Below are 15137 nucleotides of genomic sequence, written 5' to 3' on the forward strand. Positions count from 1 at the left end.
CCCCCAGAACCACCCCCTGAAATAGAAGCAACTACCTCAGTTTCCCCAACAGAGGAAGAAGTTGCACAAGTCAAACAATTTGACTTAACTCAAGTTTGGCAGCAAGTGCTAACTAATCTCCAGCCAATTTCAAGGCGAGAGCTACTGCGTCAAATGTGCCATCTTGTAGAATTTGATGGTACTGTAGCTCGTGTTGCGATTAAAGAAGCATGGTATGAACGAGTAAAATTAGACCAACCCAGAATTGTAGAAGCATTTAAAGAAACTTTTAAATGCGACGTCAACATTAGGGTGGAAAAAGCAACTTCAACAACTTCTATCCCACCATTAACTTCTCCTCAAAATAAGCCTACAACTCGTCCCAGTGACAAACCACCCACTGCGCCTTCTGTGGAACTTCCCAAATCAACCCAGTCACCGACGACGAAATTTTCAGATACAGCAAAGAATGCTGCACTGAAAACTACAGACACAACTCATCGTGGTGATACACCGTCTCCAACTCAGCCTCAAGCCTCCACGCCTGATTGGGAAGTTGATGAAGTCACAGCCGCCGCACAACGTCTGGCACACATCTTTGATGGAGAAATCATCCGATTGACAGATGACATACAACGACCGACTTCCACAAGTTCAGGTGAGTGGGAAGGTGAAGTAGAAGTTGATGATGAGTTTTAAAATTGACAATTGATTAGTCAACACTCAACAAAATAACTACTGGTACTGCGCTTCCTTGATAACTGGTAACTGATAACTGTTCATTCCTCATTTTTACCTTGATGTACTGTTTTCACCCATTTCAACCGCTTAGGACGCACTGACATTCGAGCAGTCGTACTACTGATGACAACTATCCAGTGAAACATATATAATATGCCGCGCAAAGTTTGGAGTAGCAGCAGAAAATAGGTAGATATTTTAAATTCCCTGTCTTGACATATACGCCTTAGCCCAGCAAACATCCCCGCCATTGAGATTGTTACTGTCAAACCTGTCATTGGACTGAAAATAGGTGGGCGATGTCGTGCGATCGCCATTAAGAAATCTGGTACTGCCACTGTGGGTAAGATGTATTGAATCAGCAAAAACACTAACAAATCCCAGGTTTTGCGCGTACCCATGCGATTTCTCAAAATCAGATCCCAGTAATCCAAATACCGCTGATACCCACCTTCTGCCCAACGGTTGCGCTGATGCCAAAGGGCAATGGCATTGGTCACACCCTCTTCTTCTACCATTGGGTTGAATACGCACTCAATATCCCACTTTTCTAAATGTAAGCGCAGTGTCAAATCCAAATCATCGGTAATGGTTTCTTCATTCCAGCCACCGCAACTAGAGAGGGCTTTTCGCCGGACAAATTGACCGTTACCCCGCAGTTCACCAATACCGCCAATGCTTGTCCGCTGCTGCTGTAGAAATGTATCGAGTGCCATTTCTACTGCTTGACCTTTTGTCCAGAAATTTTCTTTGGCGTTGGCGATCGCCTTTCTGACTTGCACTGCGCCCACGTTTTCTCGTTGAAACAACGGTACGACACGCTCTAACAAGTCCGGTGACACCTGGGCATCGGCATCAAACACTGCCAATATGTCTCCTTTTGTCAGCGCTAGCACCTGATTTAACGCCCCGGATTTTCCTCCGCCTGCTTCTGGCTTTCGCCGCAGAACCTTTAGTTGCTCGTATTCCTGAGCTAGTTCTGATAGTAGCTGCGGTGTCGTATCGGTGCTATTATCATCTATCACCCAGACTTCGTATTGTCCTTCTGGGTACTTTAGACTACAAAGGCTCTTGACTAATCTGCAAATGACTGCTTCTTCATTTTTCGCTGCTACTAAGACAGAGATATATGGCAAATCTGTCTGCATTTGTTCTGGGTAACGTTTTGGTCGGGTGAACACGACCACTAAGGCATGAATTCCTATAAGAGTCGTCAGTCCCAGTACAAACAGAGTCCCCCAAGAAACTAAATGCAAAGCGATTGTCCCACTCCAGACGATTGTCAAAACTAGAGCGGCTTTGCGTCTACGACCTTGAAACCGGTATGGAAGAGACACACTCGCGGATGTCTCTTCCTCTAACTCCTCTGAATCAGGTAAGTCAGAAAATAGGGAGAAGTCTGAGCGGCGGCTTTTGCCGATCAGAGCTTCGGAAGAATTCAGCGGATCAAGCTCGTTGTAAGAATCGTTTTCGGGCCAGGAATTCGCTGGCATAGGTTACTTGATTTAACCACCAATATTTGTCTACACCCATAAAGAAGCTGGGTATCAGGTAACACCAAACTGTGCAACCTTCACATACTTTGAGCTTACCTTGAGATTGACGGTAGTGTTCAACTTCCTCAGACTCACGATACAACTCGTAAAGTCGCCCGTTAATGGGAACTCCACTTTGGGCGAAGTGGTAGCAAGGTAGCAGTAGTTCGTCGTTAGGGGAGATTGCAATGACAGCGTCCACGGCTTTACACCGGGGATTTTTAGTATCATTGCCTCCAGCTTCAATAAATGCTAGTGCTGCTTTATTGTAACCGACATTGTTATATTTCTTTGCAGTTGTTTCTATTGCCGTTACCATTTCTGGTGTCGGATTCTTGTTGGAGTTGTAGTGTTCGTGTGCTGTGAAGGCGGGATTTAGCCAAACACGAACACCAAGTTTTTTGCCTAATTGTCCAATTTCTTCAATCCGGTGGTAATTCTGAGCGGTGACAGTGTGGTTGAGTACTGGGTATTCTCCAAAAGACTTGGCGATCGCCACTGACTCAACTAAGTTGTCAAAAATTTTGACTCCTCGCGACTGATCGTGAGTATCCGCATCTGAACCGTCTAAAGAAAAATTTAAATAGTCTATTAATCCCTGAATTTCCTTCGCTTTTTTCGGATACAGAATCGTGTTTGTCGTCATACTAGTGGCAAAACCCAAACGTTTCGCCTCTGTATAAATTTGTCCCACATCATGTCGTAGGAGTGGTTCACCTCCTGTGAAGTCCACATACTTAACGCCCAGACGGCGTAAATCGTTCAAGTTCTGTTTTATTGTTTCAAAATCTGCTTCTTTTCCCGGTTCTAATGACCAAATATTACAAAAATGACATCTAGCATTACAGCGGTAAGTCAAGTAGTAATTTGCAACCAGTGGAGCCATAGTGTAAGACCACTTAAGTGTTTCTTAGGACATCTTTAAACAAAAAATCAAAACTGAAAAGTCAAAAGCCAAAAATTATTTTCCTTAGCTCGTTTGACTCTCGTTGTGTCCCAATGGATAGTACACAAACATTTTTTTGGGAGTACTATTGACAAAAACAGCACTTACCAACTCACAAACTCAGAACAAATGAAGAAAAATTCTTCTTCACCCAAGCTGAATTCTGACTTTTGTGGATGAATTTTGGGTTCAAGCCCCCACCAAATCAAAAATTTGGTGGTTTCTAATCAGTGATGGGGTTGAGCCGCTGACTGATTACACTCTAAATTCTAAATTCAGAATTCAGAATTCTTCTTTTTGAGAAAAACCATTAAAGTGATTACTTTGTCAACCGACTTAAGGAATAGTTAGAGTATGTCATTTGAGCAACTCCAGCCTGCGACTCCACAACAAGCAAGCATCTACTTGCCTTACATTCAGGGTAACAAGCGTCATTTTTTACCTTATGCGATGAGTCTTTATCAAAAGGGTGTTTTAGAAGGATACCGCAAGATAGAAGGCAGCAATAATATTCCTTTTGTTGCAACTTGGAATGTTGCGACTTTGCCCTCAGACTTAACCCGTTGCCGAATGCAGTTTGATGGCAACGCTCAGTTAAGTTATGAAGTCATGATGGCAAGCTTTGAATTTATTCATGTTTTAATTGAAATTATAGAAAATTACGAGCGCGATACGCGTTTGCGTTTGCGTAGCGCTCCGAAAGGAGCTAGCGCCCCCTATGCCTGCGGCACGGCTTCGCCTATCGGGGCTAGTATCAATCCTCCGGGTGAGCGCGTCACTGATTTTCCTCAAGTATTTTACCGCAAACTCCTGCGCATTGAGTAATGTCTTATACGCACTTTCTGGCAATAGAGTTTTAGAATTGCTGGTTTTGGCTATGCTACCGTAAAAAAAGCTTTCTTGAGAACTATCAACACTTCCTAAAAAGTTGAGCAATTATTCCTACGGTCAAGTAGGTAGACAACTTTGAATCGCGCTGTCTCACCACCGAAAAAACATTTACAGCAAAAACCAAGCTGATTGGTGAGCGTTGAAAATGACTTAATTTTTGTAACTTTAGGAGTGCATGTGTGCCAAAATCCGCGAAGTATTTGTTAATTGGCTCTACAAAGCCTTACTGTGGTAAATCTGCAACAGTCCTGGGTTTGTCTTATCAACTACAACACAAAGGACTGGATATTGCGTATGGTAAACCGCTAGGTACTTGTTTAAGTCAATCTGGAGGAACCGTAGTTGAGGAGGATGTTCAATTTATTACTCATAGCCTCAACCTACCAAAAAACCGCATTGTACCCACTACACTGGCTTTAAATGAAGCCACTGTACAAAAACGTTTGCAGGGGCAAGACAAAACTGATTATCAAAAGTTCCTCGCCCAGCAATATTCACAAAAACTCTTCGGCGACTTGGTGTTGTTAGAGGGTCCTGGTAATTTGGAAGAAGGCAGTTTGTTTGATTTGTCTTTGCTGCAAGTCGCAGAAGTGGTGGATGCTGCTGTACTGTTGGTAGCCCGCTACAAATCGCTGCTTTTAGTAGAAGCACTTTTGTCCGCTAAACAGCGTCTGGACAACCGTTTGCTTGGTGTTGTCATCAACGATATTCCAGCAGAACAATTACAAGCTGTGAACACTACTATCCGTCCGTTTTTAGAACAACAGGGTATTCCTGTGCTGGGGATGTTACCAAAAAGCGATTTGTTACGCAGTGTAAGCGTGCGCGAACTAGTAAACCAGTTAAATGCGGAAGTTCTTTGCTGCGGCGATCGCCTGGATTTGATGGTAGAAAGTCTGGCAATTGGGGCGATGAATGTGAACGCAGCGGTGAAGTATTTTCGTATGCGTCGGAATATGGCGGTGGTGACAGGGGGCGATCGCGTAGAAATTCAGCAAGCTGCTTTGGAAACTTCCACCCAATGCCTCATCCTCACTGGACAATTACCTCCCCCTTCCTTCATTCTCAATCGTGCAGAAGAACTGGAAATTCCAATTTTATCAGTTGATTTAGATACCTTAACGACTGTGGAAATTATTGACCGCACTTTTGGTACAGTTCGTGTTCACGAACCGATGAAAGTCGAGTGTATTCGCCATCTCATGACTCAACATTTTGATGTTGATCGTTTGCTTGCTTTGCTAAATTTTAATCCAGCAGCGGCACTGTCTTGAAAATCCACAAATACCAAGTTTGATTCAGTCGTCAACTACCCTAGGTTCCGCTAAACGCTACACCTAGGGCTTGTAAGAGGCAGGGCTTGCAACGCAAGAGCTGACTAGCACGTTGGAGCCTCTATCTGGTACGCACTCTCAGGTACTTCCCTAGCCTGAGTTATCTGCAAAACAGCTTGTCACTGTTTCGTCTAAAAGGCGGAATCATCCTGATAGAGGTGTGCGAAGGGACTAAAAACTTGACTCAAGGATTATCTCCAATGCGAGTACCAGTTTTATCACCAGAAGGACAACCACTTATGCCGACAAAACCAAGTCGCGCAAGAAGGTGGTTAAAAAGTGGAAAAGCTAAAGTTGTTCATAACGACTTAGGGATTTTCACGGTTCAATTGGTATCCAAGCCGTCTGATACCAAAACCCAGCCAATCAGTGTCGGTGTTGACCCCGGCAAAAAGTACACGGGCATTGGTGTTCAATCAGCTAAGGTCACACTATGGATGGCTCATTTGCAACTACCATTCGATACCGTCAAGAGGCGGATGGAACAACGTCGGATGATGCGTCGTGGTCGTAGGGGTCGGCGAATCAACCGTAAAGTTCCTTATAGCCAAAGAGCTCACCGTCAAGCCAGATTTGATCATCGACGATTCAAAAAAGTTCCACCATCCATCCGAGCCAATAGACAGCTAGAACTACGAATTATCAAGGAACTGGCTAAAATCTATCCTCTGACTACAGCTGTTTGGGAAGTAGTCGTAGCTCGTGGAGATAAGGGGTTTTCCCCGGTTATGGTCGGTCAATATTGGGCAATTGACCAGCTCAAAATACTGCTGCCAGTAGTCACCCAAGAAGGTTGGCAAACCTTCTTACTCAGACAACAATTGAGACTGGAAAAACAGAAAACCAAGAAGGGGGATGCAATTCCCGCTACTCATGCAGTTGACGGGATCAGTCTAGCAGCAAGCCAATTTGTCCGATATAGACAACTTAAAGGTAAACAAGGCTGGTGGGAAGGTTCTGTCGATATTACCCCAGCGCCATTCGTTGTTGTGAGGCGTCCACCAATTTGTCGTCGTCAACTTCATCTGATGGTTCCATCAAAGGCTGGGGTTAGGCGCAAGTATGGCGGGACAATTACCCGTCACGGCTTCCGCAAAGGTGATTATGTCAAAGCTGAAATGGCAAGGCGTGTTGTCTATGGTTGGGTGTCTGGAGACACCGAGCGTCAAGTCTCAGTTAGCGACATCAACTGGAAACGCATCGGGCAGTTTTCTGCCAAAAAAACCTGTTTGGTCAAGCGAAGTACTGGGCTACTAGTATTACCGAACAAGGGATTGTCAAATCTTCCCCCATTGAGGGGTCAGATTTGACCGCTTACCTCCCCAAGTTCCACTTCGCTGCACTTGGGGTCTCGCGCGAAAAAGAGATGAAGATGGGGAGCACAGACACCGCGCTCTTCGTGGGGTGCCCTGTTAACAATTCAAAATTCAAAATTCATAAGGTACCGCATTAAAGACAGTTTGAGTTGGGGATTTAAACTCCAACTCAAAATGAGCGCTAATCGGTGATTTAATCATTTTGAATTTTGAATTGCTTATGCTGTGAAGAATGTTTTTTTCTTTGAGGCAATGGCACTCCATTAGGTAATGCTGGTTCTGGGATTTGTCGCTTTTGGTGAGCGGTTGATGGTTCAAGGACTTTGCCAAAATGACCCTCATTCACCATCCGGCGATGAGCCTCACAAGCGTCAGGTAAAGTTGTGTTTTCTTGCTTCCAGTGAACAACTGCGGCTTCATCACACCAATGTGGTAAGTGGCGCATGGCTTGGCGGTGTGCGCCGGAGTTACGGTACTGTCGCATTGCTGATTCATCCTCCCACATGCTCACAGTCCAAGCACCTCCCTGCTTGTCGCTTGTGAGTTTACCACCCACAAATCCAGGAGTGTTAATGATTTGCCATGATGAAAGCGCATTGTGCCATAAAAAGGCTGGAAAATAACGAGGCGACTTAAGATGCAAGCGTGTGACTGAAACTAATACCATTTTACCTTTCTCCTTGTTATTGACAGCTTTGAGGAGCCAAAGACTAAGCACTCTTTTTGTATGCAACTAGTTGCATATTAAAAGAGTATATTCAAAAAGTTGCATATGTCAAGGAGGATTTTTATGGCTTTAGCTCATGCGATATTGGCATCTGTTGTTGATCGTCCCTGTAGCGGATATGACTTAGCCAAGCAATTTGACGGTTCAGTAGGCTTTTTCTGGTCAGCTAGTCACCAGCAGATTTATCGTGAGTTGTCTAAACTCGAAGCTCAAGGCTGGATTGCATCCCAGATGATTCCTCAGGAAGGACGTCCGGATAAAAAGCTTTACCATGTCACCGAAGAGGGAAAACAACAGCTTCAGAAGTGGATTGCACAGCCATGTGAACCGACGCCGATAAAAGACGACTTACTGGTTAAAATTTTTGGTGGTTCTGTTGCTCAAAAGCAAACAATCTTGGAAGAGCTCGAGCGTCATCGTCAGGCTCACCAAGAAAAATTATCTACATATAAAGTTTTGGAGCAACGATACTTCCAAAATTCTCAACAACTGCCAGAACAAGCAAAATTTCAGTACCTGACTTTACTCAATGGTATAAGTTATGAAACATATTGGCTGACTTGGTGTGAGCAAGCAATTGGGCTATTGAAAGTGAGCAAATAGAAAAATAGCATGACGAGATGACAAATAGCTGACAGAGAACTCCCCTAGGTCTGTTACAATAGCTAGGTTGTTTAATCTGATTTTGTCCGTCTTTGAGCCAGTCAATAGACCATTACAACGTCGATACATTAGCGCAAGAACTGGCGACAATCCAGCAAACGGGTTCTAGACGAATTGCGTTGCTGGGTTCCCGTCACGTGCCGATTACTCATCAGCATCTTATTGAAATGATGACCTATGCCTTAGTTTTATCAGGCAATCGGATGATCACCTCTGGCGCTACAGGTACAAACTCAGCTGCTATTAAGGGAGCAACACGAGCTGACCCGAATTTGTTGACGGTGATTCTACCTCAAAGCTTAGAACGCCAGCCTCATGAATCGCGTCAGCAATTAGAACAGGTTATGCATCTGGTGGAAAACTCTGGAAATGACCATATGTCCCTTGCTGAAGCTAGTTACTTGTGTAACAAGGAAATTATCTCCCGCTGTCAGCAACTGATCTGTTTTGCATTTCATGACAGTGGTATTTTACTGCAAACTTGCAGAGATGCAGAAGAACAAAGAAAGGTGGTGACGTTATTTTACTTTGATTAACCATTCGTCATTAACTTTTGTACTTGACTAATGACTATTTTTTTGTACTCTATTGCTGCTGCCGCCCTACTGATTTATCTACCGTTTCTCGTGGTAGCTTATGCTCGTGCCCGCGTTGGGTATGATATTTCTGCTCCGCGCGCTATGTTTGATAAACTACCACCATACGCCCAACGAGCCACTTGGGCACACCAAAACTCGTTTGAAGCGTTTATGATTTTTGCAGCAGCAGCGTTAATGGCATACGTAACGGGTGTTTCTTCTCCCCTTGCTGTCGGAGCGGTCACTGCTTTTGTAATAGCTAGGTTACTATACTCAACTTTTTATATTTTGAATATACCCGTTTTACGCTCGCTCATGTTTGGCATTGGCTCTTTGGGGTCTGCTACTCTTATCATCCTCAGCATCATTCAAGCAAATACCTAATTGAAAAATCAGGACTAGTACAGCACGACAGAAATAACGATATGGCTTCTACCTATTCCTTTGATATTGTGAGTGACTTTGATAGACAAGAATTGGTTAACGCTGTTGACCAAACTGTACGAGATGTTAAAAGTCGCTACGACCTCAAAGATACTCAAACAACGGTTGAGTTAGGTGAACAAACTATTACCATAAACACAGACAGTGACTTCACTTTAGAATCCGTACATAACATACTGCGCGAAAAAGCAGCAAAGCGCACTCTCTCCCAAAAAATCTTTGATTTTGGCAAAATCGAATCATCAAGTGGTAACCGGGTTCGTCAAGAAATCAAACTGAAAAAAGGCATTGATCAGGAAAATGCCAAGCAAATTTCCAAGTTGATTCGCGACGAATTTAAGAAGGTACAAGCTTCGATACAAGGCGATGCAGTGCGTGTTACTGCTAAAAATAAAGATGATTTGCAAGCTGTTATTCAACGGCTGAAGCAGGAAGATTTTCCTGTTGCTTTGCAGTTTACAAATTATCGTTAGTTACCTACCATTCCTTCATTCGCTCATTCAAAACTCAAAAAAATAATTTTGAATGAGCGAATTTGAGTGTTAGCAAGTGATTAACTGCGTGCGCCTATACTTTTTTGAAAAGCTGGACGCTCACTCATCTGTTTGATGTAGTTTAAGACAGCTGGGTAGGCGCTCAAATCTAGCTTGAGCATGACAGGAATGTAAGAGAGAATAGAACCTACAGCCACGTCAGCAACTGTGAATTCATTACCCAGCAAGAAAGGTTGACGCTCGAAAATTCCATTCAAAACAGTCATCAAGTTCGGCATTTCTCGCTCTCGGTTTTCTTCCCCAAAAATTCCAGGTCCCAAAGTCGCGTTGGCAAACAATACCCATTGAGCTAATGTAGCCCGTTGTTCTACAGAAGATGTGGTTTTGTCATGCTTCTCGGCTAAATATAGCAATATTGCTCCTGATTCCCAAAGCTGAAAATCTCCATCCACAATTGCTGGGACTTTCCCTACTGGGTTAATAGCCAAATACTGAGGCTGACGATGTTCGCCTGCTTGCATATCAAGCTTGACAAATTCGTAAGGGATTTCTAGTTCTTCCAGATACCACTGGACAATTGATGCGCGGCTACGTGCGCCGCCATAAAGTTTTAGCATAATGACCCAATAGCGAGAACAGTAAACAACCATCAGTCAACAGTAATTATACTGTTGTTTTTTGCCTTATAGTAGATAACTGAATAACTGATAACTGATCAAAGAACTTTGTGAGTGTGGGAATGCTGTTTAACATTGTCTTCCTTGGTGACAACTCGCGAGGCATTTAGCACCCGCTTGCGTTCGGTAGAATACTTAAACTCAGTGTAAGTTGTGCCCAGAGGAATCAGAGATTTAGCCGCGTCACGACGCTTGTAGGTACGAGCTGCTGCGATCGCCCGTTCCACAAAATCATCACAAAACTGAGCTGTCTGGGGAAATCCAGGAGGAATTTGAAGTTTATCTTCGTTCATCACTGTTCCCAAAGTTGTGGCGCAAGCAAGCTTAAAGGAAGTCGCAATACCTTGAACAAGTGTTTCTAATGACGCAGAGGGAATAGGTTCTATAACTTCAACTTGATGAACTTCCCCATCTTCTTTCACAAAGCAAGTTGCTAATCCGATAACAATATAATCGTCGTCTGCTAAATCAGGAGCGTTGGAGAAGGAAGTGAGGGTTGCCATAATTAAGAAAATTTTATCAAAAATTCAAAATCAATAACTAAGTACCGAAAAATGACTCATGAGTCATTTTTCGTGGCTTGTGAAATTTGACTTCTATGAGTCGTCATCAAGCCAGAAGTCAGAATACACGATTTGAGTATTCAACTAGATTGATTTTAGTATCGTCTGGAATTCAACTTGAGGAAGACGTATCCATTATTAGATTAAAGCATCTATTGGGTATGGTTTGCTTTCGTCTGGTGAGAGAGCCACAAGTTCCTTTTGACTCTTGTAGCCATGACTCTCACTGATAAGCTTGATTGCATTTTGCTTCAATCCTTACCCATCAGGACTTATAGACACCTTAACAAGTGACACAGTTAGAAAACCACAATAGTTGGGAACCTTATAAGTTGATCTCACAGAGCAAGTAGCTCAGGTACAAATATATGAACAGTCACTCATCTTTTCCATTTGGTGACGAACAAAATCACCGCAACCCATTTGTCTCTAACAATACAAGCGTACTACAACAAGGGGCTAACGGTAGCAGTAAATCTGGTTTTGGAGACACCTACTTGCGCTCCGATGCTTTAACAAAAGCCCGACAAGGAAATTACACTGAGGCGATCGCTCTGTTGAATCAATTAATTCATCGTCATCCCCACAATGCTATTGATTACAACAACCGAGGGCTAATTTATTTTCAAAGTGGTGAAACGCAAAAAGCATTTTGCGATTATAACACAGCGTTGCAACTTAATCCAAAATTAGCGAGTGCTTATAACAATCGGGCAAATTACTATGCAGCTTGCGGGGAATTAGTTGCAGCAATTGCTGATTATGATCAAGCGTTAGATTTGAATCCAAGCTACGTCAGGGCGTGGATTAACCGAGGCATAACCTTACGTGACTTAGGACAATACGACGAGGCGATTGAGAATTTTGAGATTGCTCTGCTGTTTGATCAATTAGAAGGTCATATTTTAGCACAACGAGGTAGAACTTATCATCTTTGGGGAGATTGGAATTGTGCGATCGCTGATTATCGCCGCGCTTTGACTCAACTGCCCAATCCTTCCTTCAAAAAGGGAGAGCCGGGTGTATACTTACGTTTACAAGTGGAAAATTGGTTACACGAGTTGCTGGGTCCACAGAATTCTACTTGGTAAATTTTGTATTCATTGCCACTCGTGTGGCGTATCCATGAAACACAAAGTCCGAAACATCCTGATAACTGTGTAATGGCTAATAGATGATAACTGTATGGCTCTATTGTGAGCGACTAGCTATGAACTATTAGCTGTTAAGCTAACTACCAAATTCCAAATTGATGAAAGGAGTAGCAATAACGAATGAGAAGTTAGTTTGATTCTGGTTGTAATCGTTCTACTGTATCTTTTGGGAAGACGACTTGACGCTGATTGGGGTCAAATCGGTAGCCCTGTTCTTGCATAATCATTTTAGCTTGGCGCGGATCGAAGTTACGGCTAAACTCTGTCTGTAAGCCATATACACGTTCTTCCATCTGCTTGACATCAATACGGATAGTTCGTAATTTTTCTTGCTGCGACCAATGATAAGGCAAAAGCTGTACTAGAGCAGAGACAGCTGCTGTAGAAATGACAACATTAACAGCTATCTTTACTGTAGTTTCTAGTGCCATCACTTGATAAGAGCGTTGGCGAAGACGTCGCTTCGGTCTTGGGGTAATTCGACGCTGTTGTGCTGGTTGTGGCGAGAGTCTAGAAGGTTGAAATGCGTTCATAATGATCACAGAAACTTCGTTAAATGAGTAAACGCATTGCAAAAGCACATTATTTGCGCTTTTTGCATTTTTGTTTAGCTGCCATGTTACTTTAATTTTTTCGCACTTGGTACACTGAGTCTACGTAAAAGAAAAAACCTGGTATTTATACGTGTACAGTCTCAAACAAATGACGATACTAAGTCGCAAAAGTTCGAGAACTGTACCCTATATGACCAGGTTTACTAGCTCTTGAGGAGCTTATGAATTGTAAAGTGTTGTTGACAATCGCCAAGCCAGAACACCTGGAATGAGCGCCACAACAAGAGCGATGTACACTTGAGTGTCTGAAATAGAAGTTCCCACCTGAGCAAGGTACAGAGTATTTAGGATAGACATGATTTGAAACCTCCCAATTTCAACAGATTTTAAACATTTCGTTTACTACTTTTCACTGTTTTGACAAGATTGGGGAATAGGTTGTTACAAGATGAAACAATAACGAGTCATGAGCCATGAGTCATGAGTCATGACTCATTAGAGTTTATCAAAATAAATTATCAAAAATATGGATGTTTATTTGGGAATTGACTTTGGGACGTCGGGTGCAAGAGCTGTGGTCGTTGACGAGCAAGCTTGTGTGCAAGCAGAGGCGAAGTTTCTGTTTGAGAGGTCACAAACATCTGACTTGCCAAGTTACTGGAAAAGAGCTTTGTTTAGCTTGCTTGAGCAAATTCCTCAAGAATTACGGCAAAAAATGAGAGCAATTGCTATTAACGGTACGTCTTCCACAGTCATGCTGTGTGATGCTGCAGGAAAACCTGTAGACGCACCACTACTCTACAACGACGCACGGGGAGCAGTCATGATCCAGGAACTCACAAGCTTAGCACCTCCAAATCATACAGTATTAAGTGCAACTTCCAGCCTTGCGAAACTTTTGTGGATGTCGCAATTGCCGTCTTTTGCTCAAGCCAGATATTTTCTACATCAAGCTGATTGGCTAGCATTTCTCCTGCATGGACACTTAGGTATTAGTGATTACCATAATGCTTTAAAGCTGGGTTATGACGTAGAAGCGTTGAAATACCCAGAATGGCTAGAAAACTTAAAAATAAACTTAAAAATAAAAATTCATCTACCATTAGTCGTAACTCCTGGGACTCCCATTGCTGAATTACGCTCTAAGATTGTGGAACAGTTCGGGTTTCGTCGAGATTGCATGGTGTGTGCTGGGACAACTGACAGTATCGCAGCTTTTCTGGCTAGTGGTGCGAAATCCCCTGGTGAAGCCGTGACTTCGCTGGGTTCAACACTCGTGCTGAAGCTGTTGAGTCGTACCCGCGTAGAAGATGCGAGATACGGAATTTATAGCCATCGCTTGGGGGATTTATGGCTAACTGGGGGTGCTTCTAATACCGGAGGTGCTGTGCTACAGCAATTTTTTAGCAAAGCTGAATTAGAAAGCTTGAGTCGTGAAATTGATAAGTCAAAACTCAGCGAATTAGATTATTATCCGTTATTGAAGCCTGGGGAACGTTTCCCGATAAATGACTCAAATCTACCGCCAAGATTGGAACCGCGTCCAGCTAGTGACGTGGAATTTTTGCATGGGTTACTCCAAAGCATCGCTCAGATAGAAGTCAGAGGATATGAATTGTTACAAGAATTAGGAGCTGACCAATTGACCCAAGTTTACACTGCTGGTGGCGGTGCAGCAAATCCCACTTGGACGGTAATTAGGGAACGTCTTTTAGGGGTTCGTGTAGTGCGTTCTGTGAATACAGAAGCGGCTTATGGGACGGCGTTGTTGGCGATGCGAGGAGAAAGTGATAAACCAAAAGATAGTGCAGAATGATTAAGCTATAGGAATCCGGTTTGGTTTATGAACTTATTAGTTGAGCTAGGGAACTCTTAACAAGAAACAGGAAACATAAACTGTACGTAGCTGAGCAAAAATCAAGTAGGAATCCTATATTAACTACAATACTAAGAAAACAAGGTGTCAATATGGAAACCACAACCAAAAGACAAGCGTTATTAAAAGCTATCTACGAAAAATTGGAACAAGCTTATGAAGACACTTTAGAGGATGTCATACAACTGTTAGACATTCGCCAGGCTGAAGATGAAGAAGATATTCAGGCTATTAAGGAAGCTCAAAATGATAATAGTATTAGTTGGGAAGAATACAAGCGAGAATTAGAATCGTGACCTATCAAATAAAAATTAAAAGTAAAGTAGCAAAGCAATTAAAAAAGCTACCCAATGATATTAGAGATAGGATTAACGAAAAAATTCTAGAACTAGCTGAAAATCCCCGTCCTAGTGGGGTTGTAAAGCTAGAAGGAGGTAATGATACTTATCGTATTCGCGTGGGTAGCTACCGCGTTTTGTACGATGTTTTTGATGATGTTTTACTAATATCAGTTATAAGAGTTGGTCATCGTAGAGAAGTTTATAGAGAAGAATCTACGTGAATTACCGTGATTAGACCAAATTTTAAGAGACTATAAAGCAATACGCTTGGGTTAAGCATTTTTTCTTCTCTCTGTGTCACGCCAGGTCGCACCGTCGGGGGGC

17 protein-coding genes and 2 pseudogenes are annotated in these 15137 nt (G+C 42.9%); 12 read left to right on the plus strand and 7 right to left on the minus strand.

The genetic code is table 11. The features are described 5' to 3' along the window. Nucleotides 1-678, plus strand: a pseudogene (locus DP117_RS28575) (DNA polymerase III subunit gamma/tau); the annotation flags it as partial. Between the two features lie 80 nt (nucleotides 679-758). On the opposite strand, the gene DP117_RS28580 reads toward DP117_RS28575, so the two are convergent. Further along, a complete protein-coding gene (locus tag DP117_RS28580) occupies nucleotides 759-2213 on the minus strand; it encodes a glycosyltransferase family 2 protein (protein ID WP_169221588.1) in 1455 nt (484 codons plus the stop codon). After that, nucleotides 2167-3141 (minus strand): radical SAM protein, encoded by a 975-nt coding sequence (locus DP117_RS28585; protein ID WP_169221590.1) that lies wholly within the window; start codon nucleotides 3139-3141, stop codon nucleotides 2167-2169. The genes DP117_RS28580 and DP117_RS28585 overlap by 47 nt, the downstream gene beginning before the upstream one ends. Nucleotides 3142-3555: 414 nt before the next feature. On the opposite strand from DP117_RS28585, the pseudogene ebsA reads away from it, so the two are divergent. The 3 genes and pseudogenes from ebsA to DP117_RS28600 all read left to right on the plus strand — a co-directional run. After that, nucleotides 3556-3870 (plus strand): annotated as a pseudogene (gene ebsA / locus DP117_RS28590) (type IV pilus biogenesis protein EbsA); the annotation flags it as partial. A gap of 401 nt (nucleotides 3871-4271) precedes the next feature. Then, the gene (locus DP117_RS28595) at nucleotides 4272-5366 is read left to right on the plus strand and encodes a phosphotransacetylase family protein (protein ID WP_169221591.1); all 1095 of its coding nucleotides are present in this window, start codon (nucleotides 4272-4274) and stop codon (nucleotides 5364-5366) included. A gap of 176 nt (nucleotides 5367-5542) precedes the next feature. Continuing rightward, nucleotides 5543-6736 (plus strand): RRXRR domain-containing protein, encoded by a 1194-nt coding sequence (locus tag DP117_RS28600; protein ID WP_348983010.1) that lies wholly within the window; start codon nucleotides 5543-5545, stop codon nucleotides 6734-6736. A gap of 199 nt (nucleotides 6737-6935) precedes the next feature. On the opposite strand, the gene DP117_RS28605 is transcribed toward DP117_RS28600, so the two are convergent. Beyond that, the gene (locus tag DP117_RS28605; RefSeq protein ID WP_169221593.1) at nucleotides 6936-7409 is read right to left on the minus strand and encodes a DUF3291 domain-containing protein; all 474 of its coding nucleotides are present in this window, start codon (nucleotides 7407-7409) and stop codon (nucleotides 6936-6938) included. A 123-nt stretch (nucleotides 7410-7532) separates the two neighbouring features. Between DP117_RS28605 and DP117_RS28610 the strand changes: the two genes are divergently transcribed. The 4 genes from DP117_RS28610 to DP117_RS28625 all read left to right on the plus strand — a co-directional run bounded on the left by DP117_RS28610 (nucleotide 7533) and on the right by DP117_RS28625 (nucleotide 9627). Next, nucleotides 7533-8072, plus strand: coding sequence for a PadR family transcriptional regulator (locus tag DP117_RS28610; protein WP_169221594.1), 540 nt, complete (start codon nucleotides 7533-7535; stop codon nucleotides 8070-8072). A gap of 92 nt (nucleotides 8073-8164) precedes the next feature. Next, nucleotides 8165-8668: a DNA recombination-mediator protein A gene (locus DP117_RS28615; RefSeq protein ID WP_169221596.1), complete on the plus strand. Its 504-nt coding sequence runs from the start codon at nucleotides 8165-8167 to the stop codon at nucleotides 8666-8668. A gap of 30 nt (nucleotides 8669-8698) precedes the next feature. Then, nucleotides 8699-9094: an MAPEG family protein gene (locus DP117_RS28620; RefSeq protein ID WP_169221598.1), complete on the plus strand. Its 396-nt coding sequence runs from the start codon at nucleotides 8699-8701 to the stop codon at nucleotides 9092-9094. Between the two features lie 41 nt (nucleotides 9095-9135). After that, nucleotides 9136-9627 carry a YajQ family cyclic di-GMP-binding protein gene (locus tag DP117_RS28625; RefSeq protein WP_169221600.1) on the plus strand — a complete coding sequence of 164 codons (492 nt, stop codon included), beginning with the start codon at nucleotides 9136-9138 and terminating at the stop codon, nucleotides 9625-9627. Between the two features lie 80 nt (nucleotides 9628-9707). Here DP117_RS28625 and DP117_RS28630 read toward each other — a convergent pair whose 3' ends face one another. After that, entirely contained in the window at nucleotides 9708-10265 is a 558-nt protein-coding gene (locus tag DP117_RS28630; RefSeq protein ID WP_169221601.1) for a glutathione S-transferase family protein, read from the minus strand. A 98-nt stretch (nucleotides 10266-10363) separates the two neighbouring features. Beyond that, nucleotides 10364-10828: a hypothetical protein gene (locus DP117_RS28635; protein WP_169221602.1), complete on the minus strand. Its 465-nt coding sequence runs from the start codon at nucleotides 10826-10828 to the stop codon at nucleotides 10364-10366. 428 nt (nucleotides 10829-11256) lie between these two features. On the opposite strand from DP117_RS28635, the gene DP117_RS28640 reads away from it, so the two are divergent. Continuing rightward, nucleotides 11257-11979, plus strand: coding sequence for a tetratricopeptide repeat protein (locus DP117_RS28640; RefSeq protein ID WP_169221603.1), 723 nt, complete (start codon nucleotides 11257-11259; stop codon nucleotides 11977-11979). Between the two features lie 191 nt (nucleotides 11980-12170). Here DP117_RS28640 and DP117_RS28645 read toward each other — a convergent pair whose 3' ends face one another. Together DP117_RS28645 and psaM are read right to left on the minus strand one after the other, a co-directional pair. Beyond that, nucleotides 12171-12575, minus strand: a complete 405-nt coding sequence (locus DP117_RS28645; RefSeq protein ID WP_169221604.1) for a hypothetical protein — start codon at nucleotides 12573-12575, stop codon at nucleotides 12171-12173. 240 nt (nucleotides 12576-12815) lie between these two features. Continuing rightward, nucleotides 12816-12953, minus strand: a complete 138-nt coding sequence (psaM, locus tag DP117_RS28650) for a photosystem I reaction center subunit XII (protein ID WP_169221605.1) — start codon at nucleotides 12951-12953, stop codon at nucleotides 12816-12818. A gap of 169 nt (nucleotides 12954-13122) precedes the next feature. Between psaM and DP117_RS28655 the strand changes: the two genes are divergently transcribed. The 3 genes from DP117_RS28655 (at nucleotide 13123) to DP117_RS28665 (ending at nucleotide 15034) form a co-directional block, all read left to right on the plus strand. Continuing rightward, a complete protein-coding gene (locus tag DP117_RS28655) occupies nucleotides 13123-14412 on the plus strand; it encodes an FGGY-family carbohydrate kinase (RefSeq protein ID WP_169221606.1) in 1290 nt (429 codons plus the stop codon). A 152-nt stretch (nucleotides 14413-14564) separates the two neighbouring features. Beyond that, entirely contained in the window at nucleotides 14565-14768 is a 204-nt protein-coding gene (locus DP117_RS28660; protein WP_169221607.1) for a hypothetical protein, read from the plus strand. Further along, nucleotides 14765-15034 carry a type II toxin-antitoxin system RelE/ParE family toxin gene (locus DP117_RS28665; RefSeq protein ID WP_169221608.1) on the plus strand — a complete coding sequence of 90 codons (270 nt, stop codon included), beginning with the start codon at nucleotides 14765-14767 and terminating at the stop codon, nucleotides 15032-15034. The genes DP117_RS28660 and DP117_RS28665 overlap by 4 nt, the downstream gene beginning before the upstream one ends. Nucleotides 15035-15137 lie beyond the last annotated feature (103 nt).

Origin of the sequence: Brasilonema sp. UFV-L1 (assembly GCF_012912105.1) — a bacterium.
In the GTDB taxonomy this organism is placed as follows: domain Bacteria; phylum Cyanobacteriota; class Cyanobacteriia; order Cyanobacteriales; family Nostocaceae; genus Brasilonema.